This is a genomic window from Cetobacterium sp. 2G large (assembly GCF_014250655.1).
Lineage (GTDB): Bacteria > Fusobacteriota > Fusobacteriia > Fusobacteriales > Fusobacteriaceae > Cetobacterium_A > Cetobacterium_A somerae.
The window spans coordinates 94,791-117,506 of the sequence record NZ_JACHTH010000005.1 but is presented as its reverse complement, the minus strand read 5'-3'; the positions used below and the strand labels follow the sequence as shown (position 1 = coordinate 117,506).

The window sequence follows — 22,716 nt, the reverse complement described above, 5'->3', positions numbered from 1 at the left end:
TATTTTCCTCCATTTTTAGAATGTTGGTGGATTTACCACCCAAAGAGCTCTAGCTCTTTTATCTGAATTATTTTTAAATCTATGTTTTTGACTAGATTTAAAATAGAAACTATCTCCTTCATGTAAACTATGAACTGTTTCTTCTATATATATATCTAAACTTCCTTCAAGAATAAATATAAACTCTTCTCCATGGTGAGTATAGTAACTTCTTCCACTTTCACCACCAGGACCAATCTCATATAAAATTGGCTCCATACTTTTCTCTATATTTGATGATGTTAATAAAGAAATTGTTGTATTTGAATCAACACTTTCTACATATTTTCTTTCTTTTGCTCTAATTAAATCTGAATTTTTCTTTACTTCTTCATCCTCAATCAGATAACTAACTCTTACATCTAATGAATTTGCTATTTTTTTTAAGTTCTCAATTGAAGGAGATGCTTTTCCTTGCTCTATTTGTGATAAAAAACTAGCTGATAAATCAACCATTGTTGCTAACTCTCTTAATGATAATGATTTTTCATTTCTACTTTTTTTTATTCTCTCTCCTATACTCACTTTTTATTCATCCTCCTCTAAGATTTTATATAGTTCAAATAGACTATGGAGAACTGCTTTTTTTCTTATCTTTTCCCTATCCCCTGTGAAATTGAATTTAAAGCTTACTATCTTTTCTTTAACTTTAACTCCAATATAAACTAATCCTACAGGTTTTTCCTGAGTTCCACCACCAGGACCTGCAACTCCTGTTGTAGAAATTCCTACATCGGTTGTTAATCCATTCACCATTTTTTCTGCTACTTCTTTACTAACAGCTCCATATTTTTCTATTAAATTTTTGTCTACTTTTAATCGACTTACCTTTGATTCGTTACTATATGTTATTATTCCCTCTTGAAAATATTCTGATATTCCTGGTATTGTAACAAACGTTGAAGATAACATTCCTCCTGTACAAGATTCTGCTACAGAAAGTGAATAATTTTTCTTTTTTAAAATATTAAAAATTTTATCTTCAATTTTTTCTTTATCTTCGCCTAATATATATTTTCCTATACTATTATATATCTTTTCCTTGATTTTTTCCACTGTGATTTTATGTCTATTTGATGTTTGCATCCTAACTATTATACCATAATCCTTAACTAAAAACTCATACTCTATATTAGGATCTATGAAATACTCTTTAATCTTCTCTTCCAGTATTGATTCTGGAATTCCAGAAACTATTATATCTTTAATATAAATTGGATCTAAATCAACACAAAATTTTTCTGTATAAAATTTTAAAAATTTTGGAAACATATTATATAATTCTCTAGGTACTCCTGGGAATGCTGCAATTCCATCAATGTAAAATGCTGGTGCCATCCCTACATCATTTTTTATTGAAATTGCTCCTTCTGGCTTTTCAACCTCTTTATGATTTTTATCTAAAAACTGGATATTTAATTTTTTAAATTTTTCTTTTAACTCTTCCAATTCTCCATCATCTATTATAAATTTTTTATTTAAAAATTTTCTTATTGCCTCTTTAGTTAAATCATCATCTGTTGCACCTAATCCTCCAGATAATATCACTAAATCACTTGTTTGTTTAGCAAATACTAAAGCCTTTTCTATTTTTTCTAATGAATCTCCTACCGTTAATTTAAAATCAATTTTTATTCCAACTTTATTTAATTCTTCAGCCATAAATACACTATTTGTATCTAAAGTTGCTCCATTTAAAAGTTCTGTTCCAACTAATATTAAAGTACATCTCATTTTATCTACCTCTTAGAAAAATATTGTCCATATACAAACCATTAAAAAATTCCCAATAACTCCAGCTAAAAAGTCATCTAAAACAACTCCAACTCCATTTCCAAAAAATTGCGATTTATAAATAGGACCTATTTTAGTTATATCAAAAAATCTAAAGATTACAAATCCTATTATTATAGCCATAATAGTTTGAAATATACCAACTGGATTTATTAAAAAAAGTGTCGTCAAAAATCCTAATACCTCATCTATTACAACTTTTTGAGGATCTTTCTCTTTAAAAATTTCTCTTTCTGCTATATCGCAAATATAAACAGAAATTGCAAAGAATGTCATTAAAAACATAAAGTAAAACGAGTTATAAATCATATTATTTGGAAATATTTTTTTTAAAAGTACCAATCCTACATATATTGGAATTCCTCCTAGAGTTCCAAAAGTTCCTGGAGCTACTGGCATCTCTCCTAAACCAAATACTGTTGCTAAATTTTTAACTACTTTTCTATTCATTAAAACACTCCTTTTTCATAGTTATAAGGTTTATACATTCCCTTTCCATCTAGAATATCTTTTATCTCCTCAGGTGTTTCAGTTGTAAACTCTAAAACTAGTTCAGAGATTCCAATTTTTTCTAAATATTTTCTATCTTTAAGTATATTTAATGGCTTTTCTAAATAAATCTCACTATTTCCTATACTATTTTTTATTATTGTAAACTTATCTCCTTGCTCATTTTCTATAACCTTTACTTCTTCATCTCCTAAAGATAACTCTGTATACATAGCTCTTGGTCTTCCATATGCTAATATAGCTTTTTTTATTTTTGTTTCTCCCATCTCTTCTAATCTTCTATAACTAATTTCAGGAGAAACTATAATTGTGTCTATTTTCTCTATATTAGAGAAGTGGTCAAAGGCATAACGATTTGATATATTTAAATTCCATCCCAGTGTTATTTGTGTATTTTTATTTTCTAAAGCTTGGTATAAATTACTTGCCATTTTATTTGATAAATCTATTTTTTCTAAATTTTCTTCTCTTGCTACATCATACCCTTTAAAATATATCTTATCTATTCCGTAAGAAATTAAAATATTTTTTTGTTCATCTGTTGAAACTATTGCTGATAATATACTACTTTTTTCACTAACCTCTTTTTTAGATAATTTTACTAACTCATTACAGCTTTCTTTCCTATAACTTAATATTAACTTTTCTAGAAGAAGTTTTACCGCATCTCTTTTTAATTGTTTTAACGTAGAAATTGGTAAAAATATATTCTCATCTATTTCAATATTTTTTATAAATCCAACAAATGTTGTATCACCTATCTCTAATAACTTCTCACTTATAACATCCTGTGATGTACCTTTATTTTTAGCTTTTTCTATTGTCCCTTCGCTTTCTAATGATACTTTTATTAGTTCAAATCTATTATTTAATGTCGAAACTATTACTTTAGCTCTCTCTCCAATTTTACCTTTGAATTCTATATCTATAACATGTTTTTTATCTGTTGTTTTCATTTTTGATTCAATTAAATCACTAATTTCTTTAGAGTAATTTCTATATATATACTTTGTTTCTTTTGGAATATCTCTTAATATTAAAGTTTCTCCAATGTTAGCTTCTCTTTTACTTCTCTCAAATCTAGTATCTATTTTATTTATATAAGTTCCACCAATTTTTTCATAATCTTTGGATAAAAAAGTTATTCCATCTCCTAAGATTATTTTTTCTTTCAATTTTAATTCTTTTCCATTAAATTCTCCTAGATTTTTTCCTAAATGGCTGGCAAAACTTTTATTCATTATATCTTTTCTATCTTTATAAAAATACCCAGTACTATAACCTCTATTAAATATTTGTGAACTTTTTTCTTCAATGTTATTTCCATCAATTAACTCTTTATAATAATTAACTGTTTGAAATACATAATTAGGTTCTTTCATTCTTCCTTCTAACTTAATACTATCTATCCCAATCTCTTTTAATTTTTGAATTTCATCGTATCCATATAACTGATCTTTTGGGCTTAAAGTATACCCTTCATCATTTCCATCAGAAGTATATTTTTTTCTACAAGGTTGTGCACACATTCCTCTATTTCCACTACGTCCACCTATAAAACTGCTCATATAGCAATTCCCTGAATAAGATATACATAATGCTCCTGAAACAAATATCTCTAACTCAATATCACTTTTTTCTCTTATTTCTTTTATCTCTTCAAAAGTTAACTCTCTAGGTAAAACAACTCTTTCAAAACCAATAGATTTTAAATAATTTGCCTCTATATGATTTGCTACAGTCATTTGTGTACTTCCATGTAGCTCTAACCCAGGAAAATTAATTTTTATAAACTCTGCTAATCCAAAATCTTGAACAATAACTGCATCTAATCCATGTTTATATAGTTCTCTTAAATTTATAGCTATTGCTTCTATCTCAACATCCATCATTATAGTATTCAATGTTAAGAATACTTTTACTCCTCTTGCATGTGCATAATCTAATGCTTCTTTATACTCTTCTAAAGTCAAATTTACAGCGTTCCTTCTTGCACCAAAACCTTTTAATCCCATGTATATCTCATCTGCACCTGCTTTTATAGCGGCGTGAAATCTTTCAATGCTTCCTGCTGGAGCAACTATTTTCATATTTTTCCTCTTTCTATATCTTTGATTATTTTTTCTATTTTTTGTTTTAACTCCTCTAAACTTCCATTATTTTCAATTAAAATATCTGCTTTCATATTTCTTTCTTCTCTAGACATTTGAGCAGCTATTATTTTATTTATTAGAGCAACGTCAATATTATCCCTATTTTTAATTCTTTCTATTTGGACCTTTAAATCTATATCTACAACTATTACCTTATCACAATATCTCTCTAAATTAACTTCAAACAATAATGGAACATCAAAAATTACAATCTCTTTTTTATCTTTAAATTCTAAATATTTTTTTATATATATATCTACAACTCTAGGATGAACTATTCCATTTAATATATTTAATTTTTTTGAGTTATTAAAAACCTCTTTTTTTAATAATTCTTTATCTACAGAATTACTTTTTAAATTTATAAACTCTTTTCCGAGTTTTTCTTTTATTTCCTCTTTTACTTGTTCAGTTTCTAAAATGTCTTTAGCTATTAAATCAGCATCAAAAACTTTAATTCCCATAGATAAAAAGATTTTACTAACTGTAGATTTTCCACTTCCTATGCCACCAGTTAATCCTAATATCATTGCCATCTCCTTAAAATAGAATATACTATATTCTAACATATTTTCTGATTTTTTTTATAAAAAAAAGAGTGAAATGTTAATTTCACTCTTGGTTTCATATCTATATTAAGCTGCAGTTACTTCTTTAGCTATTGGTCCCTTGTTTCCTTCTTCTACGATAAATGAAACATTTTGACCCTCTTCTAAAGTTCTAAATCCATCCCCGATAATTCCAGTAAAGTGTACGAAATAATCTTTCCCCTCTTCACATGTTACAAAACCAAATCCTTTTTCTTTGTTAAACCATTTAACAGTTCCCTTTAACATCTTAACCTCCAAATAATATAAAAATATATATAAGTCCCCCTAGGCACTTTATGGATATATTATACATTAAACAATTCTAATTTGCAATACATTTTGTTTGTTTTTTGAAGAAAAAAAAGTTTTTGTATACAATAATTAAAATTTAGGACATTTTTTTTATTTTGTTTATTATTGTAGTATTCAAATAAAAAAAGGAGAACTACAATGTAGTTCTCCTTTTAAACGAATTAGAATTAAACTAATTCGATTATAGCCATCTCAGCAGAATCTCCCTTTCTTACAGAAGTTCTGATGATTCTTGTGTATCCACCGTTTCTCTCAGCGTACTTTGGTGCTAAATCATTAAATAACTTAGCTACAGCCTCTTCGCTTCTTAAGAAAGCGAAAGCTTGTCTTCTGTGCGCAAGAGTTCCTTTTTTACCAAGAGTAACCATTCTCTCAGCAAACTTTCTAAGCTCTTTTGCTCTAGTAACAGTAGTTTCTATTCTATCTGATAAAATTAGAGATATTGTTAAGTTCATTAACATAGCTTTTCTATGGTCAGCTCTTCTCCCTAACTTTCTATATGATTTATTGTGGTTCATTAGTCAGTTAGCCTCCTTATCTAATTATTCTACAGATCCATTTCCATTTAGATCGAACCCAAGTTCTTTCATCTTTTCAAGGATCTCATCTAGTGATTTTCTTCCTAGATTCTTTATTTTTAGAAGTTCGTTCATTGACATTCTTGCCAACTGTCCAACTTCCTCTATTCCAGCTTTCTTTAAACAGTTAAATGATCTAACTGTTAAATCTAGCTCTTCTATTCTTGTATTTAATACATCATCAGCCTTAGCAGTTGATGTAGGAGTTTCCTCCTCTTCCTCAAGATCTACTCTTAAGTGATCCATTCTATTCCCTAAGTCAAGGAACGGATCTAAATGATACTTTAGAAGCTCTATTGCATAAGAAATAGCATCTCTTATCTCAACACTTCCGTCTGTTTCTATGTTTAAAGTTAACTTATCGAAATCAGTCATTCTTCCAACCATTGTATCCTGAACTGAGTAAGATACTTTTCTGATTGGTGTATATATAGCATCAACTGCTATAAAATCTACAGCCCAATCTTTTTTCTCTATCTCTTCAGCAACAACAAATCCTTCACCAGTATCAACTATGAATTCCATATCGATCTCTCTATCTGTAGTTAATGTACAAATAATTTGATCTGGATTTACAATCTCTAATCCGATATCTGGTATTATATCAGCAGCTGTAACAGTCTTAGGTCCCTTTGCAGAAAGAGTCATTTTTCTTTCTCCAGCAGTTTCTGCCTTTATTACTACCTCTTTTACATTTAGCATTATTTCAGTTACAGCCTCTTTAACACCTTCCATAACTGAAAATTCGCTTAGTACTCCGTCGATTCTAACACCTTTAACGGCAGCACCAGGTATAGATGATAGTAAAACTCTTCTCAAAGCATTACCAATTGTATGTCCATATCCTCTATATAAAGGTTCTATAACATATTGACCAGAAAAGTCACTTGTTTTTAATTCGGTAATGTTAATACCCTTAGCATGTTTTTCTATTTTTAACATTTAATCAACTCCTGTCAAAGGATTTATTATCTTGAATAGAACTCAACTATTAAAGCTTCGTTTAGATCGAAATCTAAATCGTCTTTAGTTGGGTTCTGAAGAACTTTTCCTGCGAAGTTAGCTTTATCTAACTCTAACCATGCTGGAACTGTTTTCTCTTCTACTGCAGATTTGATTAACTCGATATTTTTTGAGTTCTCAATTACAGATACTACATCCCCTGCTTTTACTCTATAAGATGCGATGTTAACTCTTCTTCCGTTAACAGCAACGTGTCCGTGAGACACTATTTGTCTAGCTTGTCTTCTAGTTTTAGCGAATCCTAGTCTGTAAACTACGTTCTCTAATCTTCTCTCTAAATATTGGATTAAAGTTAAACCAGTAACTCCATCCTTTCTTGAAGCCTCATCATATAATTTTCTGAATTGCTTCTCCATTACATTGTATATAAATTTAGCTTTTTGCTTTTCGTTTAACTGAATTGCATACTCTGTAGGCTTTCTATTTGCATTTGGTCTTGGCCCTCTATTAGAAGATTTGTTAACTCCTAAAACAACTGGGTCGATTCCAAGAGCTCTACATTTCTTTAAAACAGGTTGTCTATTTCTTGCCATCTCTTTATTGTTCCTCCTTACACTTAATAAATTTCTACGATAATGAGCTTAGAAAAGTGTATTACACTCTTCTTCTTTTTGGTGGTCTACATCCGTTGTGTGGAACTGGAGTTACGTCAGTTATCTTTGTAACCTCTAATCCTGCTGCCTGTAGAGATCTTATACATGCTTCTCTACCTGATCCAGGTCCTTTCACTTTTACTTCAACCTTCTTCATTCCGTTTTCCATTGCAATATGAGCTGCTTGCTCTGCTGCGATTTGAGCTGCGAATGGAGTTCCTTTTTTAGTTCCCTTAAAACCAGAAGTTCCTCCTGATTTCCAGCTTACTACTTTACCTTCCACATCAGTAATTGCTACTATTGTGTTGTTGAAAGTTGAGTGTATATGAGCTACTCCGTTAGGAATATTTTTCAATTTCTTCTTGATTTTAGCTACTTTCTTCTTAGCCAATTTAGCTACCTCCTTACGATAAAATTCCGTTCTTATATACTACAATTAGCTTTAAACTATCTCTTTATAGGCTTTTTAGGTCCTTTTCTAGTTCTTGCATTTGTTTTTGACTTTTGTCCTCTTACTGGTAAGTTCATCTTGTGTCTTGAACCTCTGTAACATCTAATGTCCATAAGTCTCTTTATTGCAAGTCTGATCTCTTTTCTAAGATCTCCCTCTACCTTGATAGTTTCAACAATGGCTCTGATTTTGTTTAACTCTTCTTCAGTTAAATCCTTTACTCTAGTGTCAAAGTTTACTCCTGCTTCTGTTAATACTTTTTGTGAAGTTGGTTTTCCAATTCCGTAAACGTAAGTTAGAGCAATCTCTATTCTTTTGTTTCTAGGAATATCTACTCCTGCGATTCTAGCCAAAATTTTTCCTCCTCTTCCGAAAATTTTATATATCCGTCAGTATATTAACTGACTAAGACTTTCTTCGGTATGCCTCTTTCGAGTACTAGCTCTACAGCCTAACATACCTTTACAGTACTTCCCATGTCAGTACTAGTTTGCAAAACTTTTCAAGTTATCCTTGTACTTGTTTGTGCTTAGGGTTTTCACAGATTACTCTGATTTTCCCGTGTCTCTTGATAACTTTACATTTGTCACAAATAGGCTTAATTGATACTCTTACTTTCACTTAATTACCTCCTCTCGTGATCATAACTTTACTTTTTTCTGTATACTATTCTTCCCCTAGATAAATCATATGGAGAAATTTGTACCGTTACTTTGTCTCCAGGTAAAATTTTAATGTAATTCATTCTCATTTTACCAGAGATGTGCCCTAAAATTGTGTGTCCATTTTCTAATTCAACCTTAAACATCGCATTTGGAAGGGCCTCTAATATAGTTCCTTCTAATTCGATAACATCCTTTTTCGACATACTACCTCCTATCGAACAGAAATTCATATTATTTTAACATTTATTTTACAAAAAGTCTAGCTAATTTTTAACATTTTTATTGTTATTTTTATTAGTCTAACTCAGTTAAAACAACAGGTTTTCCATCTATTATGGCAACAGTGTGCTCGAAATGTGCTGAACGCTTCCCATCTCTTGTTACTACTGTCCATCCATCATTAGTTATATTCACTTTGTAAGTTCCAATGTTAACCATTGGTTCTATAGCTAAAACCATACCTTCCTCGATTTTTAACCCTCTACCTTTTCTACCAAAGTTTGGGATACAAGGATCTTCATGCATAGCTTTTCCTACTCCGTGCCCAGCAAAATCTTTAACTACAGTAAATCCATTTGATTCTACATATTTTTGGATTGCATTTCCTATATCACCAAGTCTATTTCCTGCAACTGCTTCTTCAATTCCAATTCTTCTCGCTTCTCTAGTAACATCAATTAATTTTTGTGATTCTTCATCAATTTCACCTACTGCATATGTTATTGCTGAATCTCCATAAAATCCATCTATTCTTGCTACTACATCAACACTTACAATATCTCCATTTTGAAGAATTTTGTCATTTTTTGGAACCCCATGAACTACCTCTTCATTTACAGAGATACAAGAACCTGCTGGATAAGGATTTATTGGTCCTCCAACACCTATTGTAGCTGGTTCTGCACCATTATCAATTAAATAATCTTCAATAATTTTATTTAATTCATATGTAGAAATTCCAGGTTTTATATATTTTGGTAGATATTCTGTATATAATCTTGCAATTAATTGACATGGTTTTTTTATTTTTTCTATTTCTTCTCTAGTTTTTATTATAACCATAATTTTCCTTTCTGGGTTTCTAAAGTTATCCTAAAATATTAAAGATTTCCTTTGCAATTTCATTTATCTCTTTAGTTCCGTCTAACTCTACCATTACTCCTCTTTCAGAGTAAAAATTAAATAGAGGTGCTGTTTGCTCATGATATGCAGATAATCTTTTTTCAACAGTGTCCTTATTATCATCTTTTCTTATAATTAAGTCTGATCCACAGTAGTCACATTTCCCCTCTACTTTTGGTGGATTATTTTCAATATGGAAAGATGCTCCACAGTTTGGACAAACTCTTCTTCCAACTACTCTTCCAACTATTAATGAATCAGGAACATTTAAAGAGATAACTTTATCTAAATTCATATTTAATTCTTTTAATAGTACCTCTAATGCTTCTGCTTGCGCTAATGTTCTTGGAAATCCATCTAAAATAAATCCTTTTTTACAGTCTTCCTGTGATAATCTATCTTTTATTATTCCTATTATAGTTGAATCTGGAACTAATTTTCCTTCATCCATAAATTTCTTAGCTTCCATTCCCATTTCAGTTCCTTCTGATATAGCAGCTCTTAGCATATCACCAGTTGAAATTTGTGGAATTCCATACTTATCAATTATGAATTTTGCTTGTGTTCCTTTTCCAGCACCAGGTGCTCCGAATAACATTATATTCATTACATTCATCTCCTTTGTTAAAAATAAAAAGGGCACGACATATGCCGTGCCAAGATTTTATAAAAATCCCTTATACTCTTTCATGATAAGGTGAGCATCTATCTGTTGTACAGTATCTAGTGCTACCCCTACTACTATTATTATTCCTGTTCCACCAAAGAATATTGGTAGTCCAAAAGCTTTAAATAGTACCATAGGTGCAATTGCGATTAAAGCTAAAAATATAGCTCCACCCCAAGTTATTCTAGTTACAACTCCTTCAAGATAATCAGCCGTATCTGCTCCAGGTCTAATACTTGGAATCGTACCTCCACCTTGTTTTAAGTTTTCTGCAACCTTTTCAGGATCGAAAACTATTGAAGTGTAGAAGAACGAGAAGAATATAATTACAGCAGCATATAGTATTAAATATACAGGATGCTGGTCACCAAATATTCTAGCAAGTATTACCTTTCCAGAAAACTCTCCGGGAAGCATGTTTACTACTAAAGAAGGTATCATCATCACCACTGAAGCGAAAATTACAGGCATTACTCCTGAACTATTTAACTTCAATGGAATATATGAATTCTGACCCATTCCATTATTTCCAGCAAATCCTCTTCCTACATAGTGAACTGGTATTTTTCTTTGCCCTAATTGGAATACAACAATTCCCGCAATTGTTATAATTGCAGCAATCCCCACTAATAACAAAACAGGAATAAGAAACTTACTCCCTCTCATATCTTGTATAGTTTGAATAACAGCTCCTGGAGCTCCTGAAATAACATTTAAAAAGATTAGTAGCGAAACTCCATTACCTATACCTTTGATAGATATTTGTTCCCCTACCCACATTAAAAATATTGTTCCTGCCGTTAAAGTTGTTATTGTTGTTAAGAAAAATGTAAACCCTGGTGTTGTTACTAATCCTACCGATTGTAACCAAGTGCATACCCCAATTCCTTGGACTATAGCTATTACAATTGTTAGGTATCTAGTCCATTGAGTAATCTTATTTCTTCCTGATTCTCCCTCTTTTTGAATTTCTTCGATTTTAGGGATAATTACAGCAAGTAAACTAAATACGATTGATGAATTGATATATGGTACAATTCCCAATGCAAATATAGATACTCTTTGGAAAGCCCCACCTGAGAACATATTAATATATCCTAGTAAATCACTTTGCGCAGTCATTTGAGCCAAACGATCAATGTCCACACCAGGAGCAGGGATATATGTCCCTACCCTAGCTACTAGGAACATTAATAAGGTGAAGATGATTCTCTCTCTCAGTTCCGGAATTTTAAATATACCTCTAAGCTTCGTTTCAAACTTTTCAATTAAACCCAAAATTCTTCACCTCACATTGAAATAACTAGTCTTTTAATTACTTGTTATTTTTTGCTACATCAGCAAAAGTTTTAACTTCAAGAATCTCTACAGATCCACCTTTTGCTTCGATAGCTGCTTTCGCAGAAGCAGAAACTTTGTGAGCTTTTACAGATACTTTCTTCTCTAGCTCTCCGTTTCCTAAAACTTTGATTCCAGCAAGAGTTTTCTTGATAACACCAGCAGCTACTAATAACTCTGGAGTTACTTCTGTTCCCTCTTCGAATCTATTTAAATCACATAAGTTTATTATTGCATAATCTTTTCTGAATATTGCGTTAGAGAATCCTCTCTTTGGAGTTCTTCTGTATAAAGGCATTTGTCCACCCTCGAAGTAAGGTTTTACCCCTCCTCCAGCTCTAGAGTTTTGTCCATTGCTTCCTTTTCCAGCAGTCTTTCCTAATCCAGAAGACTCTCCTCTTCCGATTCTTTTTCTAGCTTTTCTTGGTACAGAAGGCTTTAATTCATTTAATTTCATTGATTATTGCACCTCCTCTACTTTTATTAGGTAAGATATTTGAGCAATTTTTCCCATTAATTCTGGAGTTACATTGTGCTCTCTAACATCATTCATCTTCTTAAGCCCTAGCGACTTTGCAGTTGCTATATGGTTAGGCTTTCTTCCGATTATGCTTTTTACAAGCTCTATTCTAAGCTTTGCCATCTTTTTTTACCTCCTAGCTTAAGATTTCCTTTACTTCTTTTCCTCTTAAAGCTGCAACTTCTTCAGCAGTTCTTAATGCTGCTAATCCTTCAATTGTAGCTCTTGCAACGTTGAACTTATTTCTTGATCCTTTAATTTTTGTAAGGATATTATGTACTCCTGCTAACTCAAGAATCTCTCTACAAGATGATCCTGCGATAACTCCAGTACCTTCATAAGCTGGTGCCATCCATATAGATGTTGCTCCCCATTTACCAACGATTTCGTGAGGAATAGTAGTTCCTTTTAATGAAACCTTTACCATGTTTTTCTTAGCAGAAGCGATTGCTTTTCTGATTGCATCAGGTACACCATTCGCTTTTCCTAGTCCTATTCCTACGTTTCCTTCAGCGTCTCCTACAGCAGCTAAAACAGAGAAAGATATAGTTCTTCCTCCTTTAGTTGTCTTAGAAACTCTAGAAATCTTCAATAATTTCTCTTGAAATTGTTTTTCTTCTTTAACTAACTTAGACAAGTGAAGTCCTCCTCTCTACAAGAATTAGAATTTAAGTCCTGCTTCTCTTGCAGCCTCTGCAAGGGCAGCTACTCTTCCTGTGTATTTATATCCAGATCTGTCAAATACTATAACAGATATTTCTTTTGCTACAGCTCTTTCAGCGATTGCTTTTCCAACAAGCTTAGCAGACTCGATGTTTCCACCGTGCTTTACATTTCCTTTGATCTCTTTATCGATAGTAGATGCAGAAACTAAAGTTACTCCATTTACGTCATCAACTAATTGAGCAAAAATGTTGTTGTTTGATCTATATATAGAAAGTCTTGGTCTCTCAGCTGTACCAGAAATCTTGCTTCTGATAGATAAGTGCTTTCTTCTTCTAATAGCGTCTCTATTAACTCTCTTAAACAACTTTTTAACCTCCTTATTCTCAGCACACTAACATTTTTTAGTTAGTATTATGATTTCTTACCTTCTTTTCTTCTGATTACTTCGTCAGAATACTTAACTCCTTTTCCTTTGTAAGGCTCTGGAGCTCTCTTAGATCTGATGTCAGCAGCAACTTGTCCTACTACATCTTTCTCTATTCCTTCAATGTGGATAGTTGTATTTTTCTCAACTGTCATTTTGATTCCTTCAACAGCATTGATTACAACTGGGTGAGAATAACCTAAAGCCATCTCTAATCCAGCATTTTTCTCAGTAGCTCTGTATCCAACTCCAACAAGTGTAAGAGTTTTCTTGAAACCTTCAGATACTCCAACAACCATGTTGTTTAAAAGTGCTCTTGTAGTTCCGTGTATAGCTCTTACAGCTGGTAGATCGTTTGGTCTTGCAACTGTGATCTCATTGTTTTCTACATTTATTGTTAACTCTTCGTTAAATTTTTTAGTTAAAGTACCTTTAGGTCCTTTTACAGTAACTACGTTTCCTGCAGCTAATGTAACTTCTACCCCAGCAGGTACCACTATGATCTTTTTACCTACTCTTGACATATGGCTACCTCCTAGTTATTACCAAACGAATGCAAGAATTTCTCCACCCATGTTCTCTCTTCTAGCAGTTCTATCTGTTACGATTCCTTTAGAAGTTGAAACAATAGCGATTCCTAAACCTGATAATACTCTTGGCATATCCTCTACAGAAGAATAAACTCTTCTTCCTGGCTTAGATATTCTCTTGATTCCTTTGATTACTCTTTCTTTTCCGTCATACTTTAAGTATACTCTTATATTCTTTTTATTTCCATCTGTTACAATTTTGTAGTTAGAAATATATCCCTCTTCTTTTAAAATCTCAGCGATTCTCTCTTTTACGTTAGAGTGAGGAACATCTGTTTTCTCATGCATTACAGCATTTGCATTTCTAACTCTTGTTAACATATCTGCAATTGGATCTGTTAAAAACATCTATTAAATCCTCCTTTCATCAATTACCAAGATGACTTCTTCACACCTGGAATAAGTCCAGCACCTGCTAATTGTCTGAACTTAACTCTCGAAATTCCGAATTCTCTCATGAATCCTCTTGGTCTTCCATCTAATTGACATCTATTTTTCTTTCTAACTTCTGAAGAGTTCTTAGGTAATTTGTTTAGCTCAAACATAGCTTCCATATCTCCCTCGTTGATTCTCTTCTTCAGCTCAGCTCTTTTTTCAGCATATTTGTCGCATAAAGTTGTTCTTTTAACTTCTCTAGCGATCATTGACTTTTTAGCCATTTATTATTAACCTCCTCACTATTTACTTTTTAAAAGGCATTCCGAATGCCTTAAGTAAAGCTCTTCCTTCTTCATCTGTTTTAGCTGAAGATACTATAGTGATAGACATTCCTAAAAGCTTGTCAACTTTATCAAATTCGATCTCAGGGAAAACTAATTGATCTCTTAATCCTAAAGAGTAGTTTCCTCTTCCGTCGAATGAATCCGCTGGAACTCCTTCGAAGTCTCTTACTCTTGGAAGAACTACATTTACTAATCTATCTAGAAAATCGTACATTCTCTCTTTTCTTAAAGTAACTTTTGCACCGATTGGCATTCCTTCTCTTAACTTAAATCCAGCTTCTGATTTTTTTGCTTTTCTTACAACTGGCTTTTGTCCTGTGATTATTGCTAAATCAGCCATTGCAGCATCGATTAACTTAGAGTTTTGAGTTGCCTCTCCTACTCCCATGTTAACAACGATTCTGTCTAATTTTGGACATTCCATAACGTTAGATAATCCTAACTCTTTTATTAAGTTAGCAACTATTGTTTCGTTATATAACTTATGATATCTAGAAACGTATTTAGACACTTACGTTCTCCTCCTCTCTTATAAAGTTTCTCCAGATACTTTAGAGTATCTTACTTTTTTACCGTCCACAAACTTGTATCCAACTCTAGTTGGTTTACCAGCTTTCTCATCAAATAACATTACTTTTGAAGAGAACATTGGAGCTGGTTTAGTTACAACTCCACCTTGTGGGTTTATTTGTGAAGGTTTCATATGTTTTGTGATCATATTGATGTTCTCAACAACGATCTTTCCTTTTTTAGGGAATACTTTTAAAACCTTACCTGTTTTTCCTTTATCTTTTCCAGATATTACGTAAACTGTATCTCCAGTTTTTACATGTAATGACTCTGGTACAAATTTAATCTTAGGTTTAGCCACGACAATTAGCCTCCTCTCTCAATTATATTACTTCTGGAGCTAGTGAAACTATCTTCATGAAGTCTTTAGCTCTTAATTCTCTTGCAACTGGTCCGAATATTCTTGTTGCTTTTGGTTCATTATTGTTATTTAAGATAACAGCTGCGTTATCATCAAATTTAATATATGATCCATCTTCTCTTCTTAATTCTTTTCTTGTTCTAACAATAACTGCTTTTACTACGTCTCCTTTTTTAACGTTTCCACCAGGTATTGCTTCCTTAACTGATGCCACAACAATGTCACCGATTCTTCCGAATCTTCTTCTAGATCCTCCAAGAACTCTTATAACCATAAGTTTTTTAGCTCCCGAGTTATCAGCAACATTAAGGATAGTTTGTTGTTGTACCATTAAATTATCCTCCTCTCAACAATAATTTGGATTATTATCTAGCTTTCTCTATAATATCAACTAGTCTCCATCTCTTATCTCTAGATAATGGTCTAGTTTCCATGATTCTTACTTTATCTCCAGTTTGAGCTACGTTGTTCTCGTCATGTGCTTTGAACTTCATAGTCTTCTTAACTCTCTTTTTGTAGATTGGGTGTAATGTCATTGTTTCGATAGCAACAACTATCGTCTTGTCCATCTTATCAGAAACAACGATTCCTTCTCTTACTTTTCTCTCGTTTCTCAAGATTTTGACCTCCTCTTCTTAAGAATCTATATCCTAACTTTAAGATTTAATTATCTTTCGTTTAATATAGTGTTTATTCTTGCGATCTCTCTTCTTACTTCTCTAATCTTAGCAGTGTTAGTTACTTGTCCTAATGAAAGTTGAAACTTTAGGTTGAAAAGTTCTTCCTTAAGCTCTTTACACTTTACTACTAAGTCTTCAGTAGATATTTCTCTTATTTCCTTAGCTCTCATTAGTTCTCACCACCATTCTCTCTTTTTACAATCTTACATCTGATAGGAAGTTTCATAGAAGCTTTTCTTAAAGCTGCTATTGCTTTCTCTTCAGTAACACCAGATACCTCGAACATTATTCTTCCAGGTTTAACTACTGCTACCCAACCTTCTACGTTTCCTTTACCTTTACCCATTCTTACTCCAGCTGGTCTAGCAGTAATTGGCTTATCAGGGAATATTCTAATAAAAGTCTTACCTTCTCTTTTGAATGTTCTGTTGATTCCAACTCTACAAGATTCAATCTGTCTGTTTGTTATCCATGCTGGCTCAAGGGCTTGTAATCCGTAATCTCCGAAAGCAACAGTGTTACCTCTTTGAGCTGTACCCTTCATTCTTCCTCTAAACATTTTTCTATGTTTCGTTCTTTTAGGCATTAACATGATTACGCTTCCCCTCCTTCCTTCAGTTGGAAGTACTTCACCGTGGAAGATCCAAACCTTGATTCCAAGAGCTCCATATGTTGTATGAGATGTAGCTGTTGCATAGTCGATATCTGCTCTTAATGTATGTAGAGGTACTTTTCCTTCTACTACCCACTCAGATCTTGCGATCTCAGCACCATTTAATCTTCCAGAAACCATAACTTTAATTCCTTTTGCTCCTGCTTTCATTGCTCTCATAACAGCTTGACTTACTGCTCTTTTGTAAGCTACTCTTTTCTCGATAGATGTAGCTATATTTTCTGCAACTAAAGTTGCATCTTTATTAAATTCTTTAACCTCTTGAACTTTAACTGTAACTTTTCTTCCAGTCATTGCTTCAAGTTTAGCTCTTAATGATTCTATTTCAGAACCTTTTCTTCCGATGATTATTCCAGCTTTAGCTGTGTGTATTAAAACTACAACGTGTGACGGAGAAGTTCTCTCGATTTTTACCTTCGAAATTCCCGCGTGGAAGTAGTTCTTTTTGATCATTTCTCTGATCTTTGTATCTTCATGGAAGAACTTTGCGTATTCTTTTTTATCTGCATACCAGATAGAATCCCAAGTTCTTGTTATTCCAAGTCTCAGTCCTCTAGGGTCTACTTTTTGTCCCACAGTCTTACCTCCTTACTACTTTTCAGACACTGCCACAACAATGTGTGCTGTTGGTTTTCTTATTATATCTGCTCTTCCCATCGCTCTTGGCATTATTCTCTTAAGCGCTGGTCCGTCGTTTATCATTATAGTTGATACTACTAACTTCTCCTCATCCATGTTGAAGTTGTTAGTTGCATTAGCAATTGCTGATGCTAGTGTTTTCTTTATAAATCTAGCTGCTTTTTTGTTAGTAAATTCTAACGTATCTAAAGCTTCTAATGCTGATTTTCCTCTCACTAAGTCTGCTACAAGTCTAGCTTTTCTTGGAGATAATCTTACGAATCTAGTTATTGCTCTAGCTTCCACTAGTCCAACCTCCTTTTCCTACTATCAATTTATTAATTTAAAATCGATTATTTTTTCTTTTTCTTTTTGTCTACACCGTGACCATAGTATGTTCTAGTTGGTGCGAACTCACCTAGTTTATGTCCAACCATTTGCTCAGTTACATGAACTGGTATGTGCTTTTTACCATTGTAAACACCAAATGTTAATCCTATAAAGTTAGGGAATATTGTTGATCTTCTAGACCAAGTCTTTATTACCGCTTTTATATTCTCAGTAGCTACTGCTTCCTCAACTTTTTTCATTAAGTGGTGGTCACAAAAAGGTCCTTTTTTTAATGATCTAGCCATTACCTATTAGCCTCCTCTCGAAAATTACTTTTCGTTTCTTCTTCTTACGATAAACTTGTCTGAAGTTTTTCTTCCTCTTGTCTTAACACCATGAGCTGGTTTACCCCAAGGAGTCATAGGAGATTTTCTTCCAACAGGAGCTTTACCTTCTCCTCCACCGTGTGGGTGATCACAAGGGTTCATTACAGATCCTCTTACGTGAGGTCTTCTTCCTTTGTGTCTGTTTCTTCCAGCTTTACCTAGTGATACTAGGCTGTGCTCAGAGTTTCCTACTTCACCGATAGTTGCCATACATTCTCCGTGAATTAATCTTAATTCACCTGATGGTAACTGAACGTGACAGTAAGTTCCTTCTTTTGCAACTAGTCTTGCTGCAGTTCCTGCAGATCTAACTAATTGTCCACCCTTTCCTCTTTGTAACTCAACGTTGTGTATCTGTGATCCAACAGGCATCTCTTTTAATTTAAGAGCATTTCCTGGCTTTATTTCAGCATTTGAACCAGCCATTACGATATCACCTTTCTTAAGTCCCTTTGGAGCAAGAATATATCTCTTCTCTCCGTCTGCGTACGATAGTAATGCAATGTTTGCAGTTCTATTTGGATCGTACTCTAGTGATACTACCTTTGCAGGTACATCTAATTTATTTCTTTTAAAGTCGATGATTCTGTAAAGTCTTTTGTGTCCCTTGTCTCTATTTCTACAAGTTCTGTGTCCATAGTTATCTCTACCATAAGCAGATTTTAATGGAGTAGTTAAAGACTTTTCAGGTCTAACTTTATCTAAATCTTCGTTAACTAATCTAGACATATGTCTAGTACCATTAGTTATAGCATTTAACTTTCTAATTGCCATTTTGTTAACCTCCAAAATTTCCTGACCTATAATTATCTTTAGCTTTATCCTTTTATATATAAAGAACTAAACCTCTAATTATCTTTCAATTATACTTCTGCGAAGTAAGTTATTGTGTTTCCAGCAGCTAATTTAACAATAGCTTTTTTCTTAGCTTGAGTCTTGTAAAGTTTCATTCCATGTCTCTTAGTAACTGGCTTTACGTTGATTGTAGCTACAGATTCAACTTTTACGTTAAATATAGTTTCGATAGCTTTTCTAATCTCAACTTTATTTGCTTTAGGACTTACCTCAAATGTGTACTTGTTGTAATCTCTTCTTAAAATTTCAGTTTTTTCAGTGATTACAGGCTTCTTTACGATATCGTAAGCAGTCATTATGCAAGCACCTCCTCGATTGTCGTTAACGCTTCCTTAGTTACGATAACTTTCTCTTGCTTTAATAACCAGTAAACTCCAATCTCATTTGGTTGAAGAACTACTGCGTTCTCTAAGTTTCTAGCTGATAAGTATAAGTTGTAATCAGCTTCTGTAGCAAGGTCATTTACAACAAATAATTGCTTTGTGTTTGCTGTTAAAGCATTTGTTAAAGCGATTATTGTTTTTGTTTTTGGAGCTTCGATAGTTCCATCAAGAACTAAGATTTCTCCAGCAGCAACTTTCGCAGAAAGTGCTGATCTTAAAGCAAGATTTCTTACTTTTTTGTTTACTTTTTTCTCATATGATCTTGGTTGTGGTCCGAATGTTACTCCTCCACCTACCATGTGTGGAGCTCTTATAGAACCTTGTCTAGCTCTACCAGTTCCTTTTTGTTTAAAAGGCTTTCTTCCTCCACCTTTAACCATAGCTCTAGTTTTAGTAGCTGCAGTTCCTTGTCTAGCAGCTGCTAACTCTGCAGTTAATACTTCATGTAATACTGCTTGATTAGGCTCGATTCCAAATACAGAATCTTTAACTTCTACAGTACCAGTTTGGTTTCCTGCTAAGTCATATATGTTTAAAACTGCCATTATTTTCCTCCTTCCTCATCTACTAACTAATTATTTCTTTACAGCTGGCTTTACAACGATATATCCGTTCTTTGGACCAGGTACTGCACCTTTAATTAGTAGTAAGTTGTTTTCTGCGTCAACTTTAACAATTTTTAAGTTTTGAACTGTTACAGTTGCATTTCCGTATTGTCCAGCCATTTTCTTGTTCTTAAGAACTTTTCCAGGCCAAGACGACATTCCTATAGATCCTCCAAGTCTGTGGTTTCTAGAAACACCGTGTGAAGCTCTGTTTCCACTGAAGTTATGTCTCTTCATAACTCCTGATGTTCCTTTACCTTTTGAAGTTCCTGTAATGTCTACGAAAGCAACCTCTGCTAAAGCATCTACTTTAATCTCTTGTCCAAGTTCGATTCCTTCTACTGAATCAACTTTTAACTCTTTAACAAATCTTAATGGCTTTACACCAGCTTTGTTAAAAATTCCCATTAATGGCTTTGTAGTATTTTTTTCTTTTTTCTCGTCAAATCCTAATTGTAAAGCTGAGTAACCATCATTCTCTACAGTCTTCTTTTGAAGAACATAGTTAGGTCCAGCTTCAACAACTGTAACTGGAATAAATTTTCCATCTTCGAAAATTTGAGTCATTCCAATTTTTTTTGCTAAAATTCCTGACATGTGTTTTACCTCCATCAAATAATATATTGGTTGACAACTTGCCCTCGTGGTTCCACCACTTTTTCTTTAAAAAAAAACGCCAACTTGTATTATTCTGTAAGGATAATTTAATTCTTCAATTAGCATCAAATTACCCGAAAATCAGCCGTCTGCTTTTTTCTCAGAATCTTTTCTTTCAAACAATTATGCTTGCTTTATTTCGATTCCAACACCAGCTGGTAAGTTAACTGCTGTTAAAGAAGCAATTGTCTTAGGGTTAGAGTTTTTAATCTCTACCATTCTTCTGTGCACTCTCATCTCGAATTGCTCTCTCGAGTCTTTGTTTACGTGTACTGATCTTAGTACAGTATATTTTTTAATCTTTGTAGGTAGTGGCATAGGTCCTGCAATTTCTGCTCCAGATTTCTTTGCTACTTCTACTATTTTTTTAGCTGATTGATCTAATAAAGTGTGATCATAAGCTTTTAAGTAAATTCTTAACTTGTTAGAAGCCATTTTACTTTTCGCACCTCCTTAAAAGTTTCGATTAAAAGAATTAAATAATTCTTTTGTACACTCTGGTAATTATATCACATTTTTTACAAAAAGCAAATGTTTTTTGTTTTTATTTAAAAGTTTTTTTACCTAGCTTTTTTAAGAATATAAAAGGGGACGAAGTCCCCTCCTATATGAACTAAATTTCACTATATATTAAGTAAGATTACTTAGTAATTTCTGCAACAACTCCAGAAGCTACTGTTCTTCCTCCCTCTCTGATCGCGAATCTTAATCCTGGCTCCATTGCGATTGGGTGGATTAACTCTACTGTCATCTCAATGTTATCTCCTGGCATTACCATTTCTACTCCCTCAGGTAAGTTGATTGCTCCAGTTATATCTGTAGTTCTGAAGTAGAACTGTGGTCTGTATCCTGAGAAGAATGGAGTATGTCTTCCTCCCTCTTCCTTAGTTAATACGTATACCTCTGATTTGAATCCTGTATGTGGTAATATTGATCCTGGCTTACATAATACTTGTCCTCTTTCAACATCCTCTTTCTTGATTCCTCTTAATAATGCTCCGATGTTATCTCCTGCTTGACCTTGATCTAACAGCTTTCTGAACATCTCTACTCCTGTACAAGTTGATTTTGTAGTATCTTTGATTCCTACTATTTCAATCTCTTCTCCAACTTTTACAATTCCTCTTTCTACTCTTCCAGTTACAACTGTTCCTCTTCCTGTAATTGTGAATACATCCTCAATTGGCATTAGGAATGGTTGGTCTACTGCTCTTGCAGGTGTTGGAATGTAAGAATCTACAGCGTCCATTAGAGCTTTGATTTGGTTAACCCATTTCTCTTCTCCGTTCATTGCTCCTAAAGATGATCCCATTATTACTGGTAAATCGTCTCCTGGGAATCCGTACTCTGTTAATAACTCTCTTACTTCCATTTCAACTAACTCTAATAACTCTTCGTCGTCTACCATGTCAGCTTTGTTTAAGTATACTACGATGTATGGAACTCCAACCTGTCTTGATAATAGGATGTGCTCTCTTGTTTGTGGCATTGGACCATCTGCTGCTGATACAACTAAGATAGCTCCGTCCATTTGTGCTGCTCCAGTGATCATGTTCTTTACGTAATCCGCGTGACCTGGACAGTCAACGTGCGCGTAGTGTCTCTCTACTGTTTCGTACTCGATGTGAGCTGTATTGATTGTGATTCCTCTTTCTCTCTCTTCTGGTGCAGCGTCGATGTTAGCGAAATCTACTTTCTTAGCTAGTCCCATATCTGATAATACTTTTGATATTGCTGCTGTTGTTGTTGTTTTTCCGTGGTCAACGTGTCCGATTGTTCCAATGTTAACGTGCGGTTTGCTTCTTTCAAATTTTTCTTTAGCCATTTGAAATTTCCTCCTA

The 22,716-nt window shown here is 33.2% G+C and carries 37 protein-coding genes and 1 pseudogene; all 38 read right to left on the bottom strand.

Annotated elements, in window-relative coordinates:
• Positions 1-15: 15 nt before the first annotated feature.
• On the bottom strand, positions 16-564 hold the full coding sequence (locus H5J23_RS14315; RefSeq protein WP_023050838.1) for a helix-turn-helix domain-containing protein: 549 nt from the start codon (positions 562-564) through the stop codon (positions 16-18).
• A 3-nt stretch (positions 565-567) separates the two neighbouring features.
• On the bottom strand, positions 568-1,773 hold the full coding sequence (locus tag H5J23_RS03310; RefSeq protein WP_023050837.1) for a CinA family nicotinamide mononucleotide deamidase-related protein: 1,206 nt from the start codon (positions 1,771-1,773) through the stop codon (positions 568-570).
• A 12-nt stretch (positions 1,774-1,785) separates the two neighbouring features.
• Positions 1,786-2,283, bottom strand: a complete 498-nt coding sequence (locus tag H5J23_RS03305) for a phosphatidylglycerophosphatase A (RefSeq protein ID WP_023050836.1) — start codon at positions 2,281-2,283, stop codon at positions 1,786-1,788.
• A complete protein-coding gene (locus H5J23_RS03300) occupies positions 2,283-4,433 on the bottom strand; it encodes a U32 family peptidase (protein ID WP_185890960.1) in 2,151 nt (716 codons plus the stop codon). Before H5J23_RS03300 ends, H5J23_RS03305 begins: the two co-directional genes overlap by 1 nt.
• Positions 4,430-5,026 carry a dephospho-CoA kinase gene (gene coaE / locus H5J23_RS03295; RefSeq protein WP_185890958.1) on the bottom strand — a complete coding sequence of 199 codons (597 nt, stop codon included), beginning with the start codon at positions 5,024-5,026 and terminating at the stop codon, positions 4,430-4,432. Before coaE ends, H5J23_RS03300 begins: the two co-directional genes overlap by 4 nt.
• Before the next feature lie 105 nt (positions 5,027-5,131).
• On the bottom strand, positions 5,132-5,332 hold the full coding sequence (locus H5J23_RS03290) for a cold-shock protein (protein WP_023050833.1): 201 nt from the start codon (positions 5,330-5,332) through the stop codon (positions 5,132-5,134).
• A gap of 233 nt (positions 5,333-5,565) precedes the next feature.
• Positions 5,566-5,916: a 50S ribosomal protein L17 gene (rplQ, locus tag H5J23_RS03285; RefSeq protein ID WP_023050832.1), complete on the bottom strand. Its 351-nt coding sequence runs from the start codon at positions 5,914-5,916 to the stop codon at positions 5,566-5,568.
• 24 nt (positions 5,917-5,940) lie between these two features.
• Positions 5,941-6,918, bottom strand: coding sequence for a DNA-directed RNA polymerase subunit alpha (locus H5J23_RS03280; protein WP_023050831.1), 978 nt, complete (start codon positions 6,916-6,918; stop codon positions 5,941-5,943).
• A gap of 26 nt (positions 6,919-6,944) precedes the next feature.
• Positions 6,945-7,532 carry a 30S ribosomal protein S4 gene (rpsD, locus tag H5J23_RS03275; RefSeq protein ID WP_023050830.1) on the bottom strand — a complete coding sequence of 196 codons (588 nt, stop codon included), beginning with the start codon at positions 7,530-7,532 and terminating at the stop codon, positions 6,945-6,947.
• Positions 7,533-7,593: 61 nt separating this feature from the next.
• Positions 7,594-7,983, bottom strand: a complete 390-nt coding sequence (gene rpsK, locus H5J23_RS03270) for a 30S ribosomal protein S11 (protein WP_023050829.1) — start codon at positions 7,981-7,983, stop codon at positions 7,594-7,596.
• Between the two features lie 56 nt (positions 7,984-8,039).
• Positions 8,040-8,396: a 30S ribosomal protein S13 gene (gene rpsM, locus H5J23_RS03265; RefSeq protein WP_023050828.1), complete on the bottom strand. Its 357-nt coding sequence runs from the start codon at positions 8,394-8,396 to the stop codon at positions 8,040-8,042.
• A gap of 154 nt (positions 8,397-8,550) precedes the next feature.
• Complete coding sequence (rpmJ, locus tag H5J23_RS03260) at positions 8,551-8,664, bottom strand: 50S ribosomal protein L36 (protein WP_040407302.1); 114 nt, start codon at positions 8,662-8,664, stop codon at positions 8,551-8,553.
• A 28-nt stretch (positions 8,665-8,692) separates the two neighbouring features.
• A complete protein-coding gene (gene infA / locus H5J23_RS03255) occupies positions 8,693-8,911 on the bottom strand; it encodes a translation initiation factor IF-1 (RefSeq protein ID WP_040407300.1) in 219 nt (72 codons plus the stop codon).
• A 91-nt stretch (positions 8,912-9,002) separates the two neighbouring features.
• Entirely contained in the window at positions 9,003-9,770 is a 768-nt protein-coding gene (gene map / locus H5J23_RS03250; RefSeq protein WP_023050826.1) for a type I methionyl aminopeptidase, read from the bottom strand.
• Between the two features lie 25 nt (positions 9,771-9,795).
• Positions 9,796-10,437, bottom strand: a complete 642-nt coding sequence (locus tag H5J23_RS03245) for an adenylate kinase (RefSeq protein ID WP_040407298.1) — start codon at positions 10,435-10,437, stop codon at positions 9,796-9,798.
• Positions 10,438-10,494: 57 nt separating this feature from the next.
• The gene (secY, locus tag H5J23_RS03240; protein WP_023050824.1) at positions 10,495-11,775 is read right to left on the bottom strand and encodes a preprotein translocase subunit SecY; all 1,281 of its coding nucleotides are present in this window, start codon (positions 11,773-11,775) and stop codon (positions 10,495-10,497) included.
• A 37-nt stretch (positions 11,776-11,812) separates the two neighbouring features.
• The gene (gene rplO, locus H5J23_RS03235; RefSeq protein WP_023050823.1) at positions 11,813-12,292 is read right to left on the bottom strand and encodes a 50S ribosomal protein L15; all 480 of its coding nucleotides are present in this window, start codon (positions 12,290-12,292) and stop codon (positions 11,813-11,815) included.
• Between the two features lie 3 nt (positions 12,293-12,295).
• On the bottom strand, positions 12,296-12,478 hold the full coding sequence (gene rpmD, locus H5J23_RS03230) for a 50S ribosomal protein L30 (RefSeq protein WP_023050822.1): 183 nt from the start codon (positions 12,476-12,478) through the stop codon (positions 12,296-12,298).
• A 13-nt stretch (positions 12,479-12,491) separates the two neighbouring features.
• Complete coding sequence (gene rpsE / locus H5J23_RS03225; protein ID WP_023050821.1) at positions 12,492-12,992, bottom strand: 30S ribosomal protein S5; 501 nt, start codon at positions 12,990-12,992, stop codon at positions 12,492-12,494.
• A gap of 24 nt (positions 12,993-13,016) precedes the next feature.
• On the bottom strand, positions 13,017-13,385 hold the full coding sequence (rplR, locus tag H5J23_RS03220) for a 50S ribosomal protein L18 (RefSeq protein ID WP_023050820.1): 369 nt from the start codon (positions 13,383-13,385) through the stop codon (positions 13,017-13,019).
• Positions 13,386-13,432: 47 nt separating this feature from the next.
• Entirely contained in the window at positions 13,433-13,969 is a 537-nt protein-coding gene (rplF, locus tag H5J23_RS03215; protein WP_023050819.1) for a 50S ribosomal protein L6, read from the bottom strand.
• 18 nt (positions 13,970-13,987) lie between these two features.
• Positions 13,988-14,383, bottom strand: a complete 396-nt coding sequence (gene rpsH, locus H5J23_RS03210) for a 30S ribosomal protein S8 (RefSeq protein WP_023050818.1) — start codon at positions 14,381-14,383, stop codon at positions 13,988-13,990.
• 23 nt (positions 14,384-14,406) lie between these two features.
• Positions 14,407-14,694 carry a 30S ribosomal protein S14 gene (rpsN, locus tag H5J23_RS03205; RefSeq protein ID WP_023050817.1) on the bottom strand — a complete coding sequence of 96 codons (288 nt, stop codon included), beginning with the start codon at positions 14,692-14,694 and terminating at the stop codon, positions 14,407-14,409.
• Positions 14,695-14,716: 22 nt separating this feature from the next.
• Positions 14,717-15,268 carry a 50S ribosomal protein L5 gene (gene rplE / locus H5J23_RS03200; RefSeq protein WP_023050816.1) on the bottom strand — a complete coding sequence of 184 codons (552 nt, stop codon included), beginning with the start codon at positions 15,266-15,268 and terminating at the stop codon, positions 14,717-14,719.
• An 18-nt stretch (positions 15,269-15,286) separates the two neighbouring features.
• On the bottom strand, positions 15,287-15,628 hold the full coding sequence (gene rplX / locus H5J23_RS03195) for a 50S ribosomal protein L24 (RefSeq protein WP_023050815.1): 342 nt from the start codon (positions 15,626-15,628) through the stop codon (positions 15,287-15,289).
• Between the two features lie 22 nt (positions 15,629-15,650).
• Positions 15,651-16,019 (bottom strand): 50S ribosomal protein L14, encoded by a 369-nt coding sequence (gene rplN / locus H5J23_RS03190; protein ID WP_023050814.1) that lies wholly within the window; start codon positions 16,017-16,019, stop codon positions 15,651-15,653.
• A gap of 34 nt (positions 16,020-16,053) precedes the next feature.
• Entirely contained in the window at positions 16,054-16,305 is a 252-nt protein-coding gene (gene rpsQ / locus H5J23_RS03185; RefSeq protein ID WP_023050813.1) for a 30S ribosomal protein S17, read from the bottom strand.
• A 50-nt stretch (positions 16,306-16,355) separates the two neighbouring features.
• Positions 16,356-16,538 (bottom strand): 50S ribosomal protein L29, encoded by a 183-nt coding sequence (gene rpmC / locus H5J23_RS03180; RefSeq protein WP_023050812.1) that lies wholly within the window; start codon positions 16,536-16,538, stop codon positions 16,356-16,358.
• Complete coding sequence (gene rplP / locus H5J23_RS03175) at positions 16,538-16,960, bottom strand: 50S ribosomal protein L16 (RefSeq protein WP_023050811.1); 423 nt, start codon at positions 16,958-16,960, stop codon at positions 16,538-16,540. The genes rpmC and rplP overlap by 1 nt, the downstream gene beginning before the upstream one ends.
• Before the next feature lie 87 nt (positions 16,961-17,047).
• Positions 17,048-17,617, bottom strand: a pseudogene (rpsC, locus tag H5J23_RS03170) (30S ribosomal protein S3); the annotation flags it as partial.
• A gap of 15 nt (positions 17,618-17,632) precedes the next feature.
• Positions 17,633-17,965, bottom strand: a complete 333-nt coding sequence (gene rplV, locus H5J23_RS03165) for a 50S ribosomal protein L22 (RefSeq protein ID WP_023050809.1) — start codon at positions 17,963-17,965, stop codon at positions 17,633-17,635.
• A 47-nt stretch (positions 17,966-18,012) separates the two neighbouring features.
• Positions 18,013-18,294, bottom strand: a complete 282-nt coding sequence (gene rpsS / locus H5J23_RS03160; RefSeq protein WP_023050808.1) for a 30S ribosomal protein S19 — start codon at positions 18,292-18,294, stop codon at positions 18,013-18,015.
• A 24-nt stretch (positions 18,295-18,318) separates the two neighbouring features.
• Complete coding sequence (gene rplB / locus H5J23_RS03155) at positions 18,319-19,149, bottom strand: 50S ribosomal protein L2 (RefSeq protein WP_023050807.1); 831 nt, start codon at positions 19,147-19,149, stop codon at positions 18,319-18,321.
• Positions 19,150-19,238: 89 nt separating this feature from the next.
• Positions 19,239-19,526 carry a 50S ribosomal protein L23 gene (gene rplW, locus H5J23_RS03150; protein WP_023050806.1) on the bottom strand — a complete coding sequence of 96 codons (288 nt, stop codon included), beginning with the start codon at positions 19,524-19,526 and terminating at the stop codon, positions 19,239-19,241.
• Positions 19,526-20,158, bottom strand: coding sequence for a 50S ribosomal protein L4 (gene rplD / locus H5J23_RS03145; RefSeq protein ID WP_023050805.1), 633 nt, complete (start codon positions 20,156-20,158; stop codon positions 19,526-19,528). The genes rplW and rplD overlap by 1 nt, the downstream gene beginning before the upstream one ends.
• 30 nt (positions 20,159-20,188) lie before the next feature.
• Positions 20,189-20,815, bottom strand: a complete 627-nt coding sequence (rplC, locus tag H5J23_RS03140) for a 50S ribosomal protein L3 (RefSeq protein WP_040407289.1) — start codon at positions 20,813-20,815, stop codon at positions 20,189-20,191.
• A gap of 183 nt (positions 20,816-20,998) precedes the next feature.
• Entirely contained in the window at positions 20,999-21,310 is a 312-nt protein-coding gene (gene rpsJ / locus H5J23_RS03135; protein ID WP_023050803.1) for a 30S ribosomal protein S10, read from the bottom strand.
• Between the two features lie 205 nt (positions 21,311-21,515).
• Positions 21,516-22,700, bottom strand: coding sequence for an elongation factor Tu (gene tuf / locus H5J23_RS03130; RefSeq protein ID WP_040406695.1), 1,185 nt, complete (start codon positions 22,698-22,700; stop codon positions 21,516-21,518).
• Between the last annotated feature and the right edge of the window lie 16 nt (positions 22,701-22,716).

Excerpts from the sequence above, each read along its gene's own strand:
- H5J23_RS03310 (WP_023050837.1), bottom strand. The coding sequence starts at position 1,773 with ATGAGATGTACTTTAATATTAGTTGGAACAGAACTTTTAAATGGAGCA.
- H5J23_RS03305 (WP_023050836.1), bottom strand. The coding sequence starts at position 2,283 with ATGAATAGAAAAGTAGTTAAAAATTTAGCAACAGTATTTGGTTTAGGA.
- H5J23_RS03300 (WP_185890960.1), bottom strand. The coding sequence starts at position 4,433 with ATGAAAATAGTTGCTCCAGCAGGAAGCATTGAAAGATTTCACGCCGCT.
- coaE (WP_185890958.1), bottom strand. The coding sequence starts at position 5,026 with ATGATATTAGGATTAACTGGTGGCATAGGAAGTGGAAAATCTACAGTT.
- H5J23_RS03290 (WP_023050833.1), bottom strand. The coding sequence starts at position 5,332 with ATGTTAAAGGGAACTGTTAAATGGTTTAACAAAGAAAAAGGATTTGGT.
- rplQ (WP_023050832.1), bottom strand. The coding sequence starts at position 5,916 with ATGAACCACAATAAATCATATAGAAAGTTAGGGAGAAGAGCTGACCAT.
- H5J23_RS03280 (WP_023050831.1), bottom strand. The coding sequence starts at position 6,918 with ATGTTAAAAATAGAAAAACATGCTAAGGGTATTAACATTACCGAATTA.
- rpsD (WP_023050830.1), bottom strand. The coding sequence starts at position 7,532 with ATGGCAAGAAATAGACAACCTGTTTTAAAGAAATGTAGAGCTCTTGGA.
- infA (WP_040407300.1), bottom strand. The coding sequence starts at position 8,911 with ATGTCGAAAAAGGATGTTATCGAATTAGAAGGAACTATATTAGAGGCC.
- map (WP_023050826.1), bottom strand. The coding sequence starts at position 9,770 with ATGGTTATAATAAAAACTAGAGAAGAAATAGAAAAAATAAAAAAACCA.
- H5J23_RS03245 (WP_040407298.1), bottom strand. The coding sequence starts at position 10,437 with ATGAATATAATGTTATTCGGAGCACCTGGTGCTGGAAAAGGAACACAA.
- rplO (WP_023050823.1), bottom strand. The coding sequence starts at position 12,292 with ATGAAATTAAATGAATTAAAGCCTTCTGTACCAAGAAAAGCTAGAAAA.
- rpmD (WP_023050822.1), bottom strand. The coding sequence starts at position 12,478 with ATGGCAAAGCTTAGAATAGAGCTTGTAAAAAGCATAATCGGAAGAAAG.
- rplF (WP_023050819.1), bottom strand. The coding sequence starts at position 13,969 with ATGTCAAGAGTAGGTAAAAAGATCATAGTGGTACCTGCTGGGGTAGAA.
- rpsH (WP_023050818.1), bottom strand. The coding sequence starts at position 14,383 with ATGTTTTTAACAGATCCAATTGCAGATATGTTAACAAGAGTTAGAAAT.
- rpsN (WP_023050817.1), bottom strand. The coding sequence starts at position 14,694 with ATGGCTAAAAAGTCAATGATCGCTAGAGAAGTTAAAAGAACAACTTTA.
- rplN (WP_023050814.1), bottom strand. The coding sequence starts at position 16,019 with ATGGTACAACAACAAACTATCCTTAATGTTGCTGATAACTCGGGAGCT.
- rpmC (WP_023050812.1), bottom strand. The coding sequence starts at position 16,538 with ATGAGAGCTAAGGAAATAAGAGAAATATCTACTGAAGACTTAGTAGTA.
- rplP (WP_023050811.1), bottom strand. The coding sequence starts at position 16,960 with ATGTTAATGCCTAAAAGAACGAAACATAGAAAAATGTTTAGAGGAAGA.
- rpsS (WP_023050808.1), bottom strand. The coding sequence starts at position 18,294 with ATGGCTAGATCATTAAAAAAAGGACCTTTTTGTGACCACCACTTAATG.
- rplB (WP_023050807.1), bottom strand. The coding sequence starts at position 19,149 with ATGGCAATTAGAAAGTTAAATGCTATAACTAATGGTACTAGACATATG.
- rplW (WP_023050806.1), bottom strand. The coding sequence starts at position 19,526 with ATGACTGCTTACGATATCGTAAAGAAGCCTGTAATCACTGAAAAAACT.
- rplD (WP_023050805.1), bottom strand. The coding sequence starts at position 20,158 with ATGGCAGTTTTAAACATATATGACTTAGCAGGAAACCAAACTGGTACT.
- rplC (WP_040407289.1), bottom strand. The coding sequence starts at position 20,815 with ATGTCAGGAATTTTAGCAAAAAAAATTGGAATGACTCAAATTTTCGAA.
- rpsJ (WP_023050803.1), bottom strand. The coding sequence starts at position 21,310 with ATGGCTTCTAACAAGTTAAGAATTTACTTAAAAGCTTATGATCACACT.
- tuf (WP_040406695.1), bottom strand. The coding sequence starts at position 22,700 with ATGGCTAAAGAAAAATTTGAAAGAAGCAAACCGCACGTTAACATTGGA.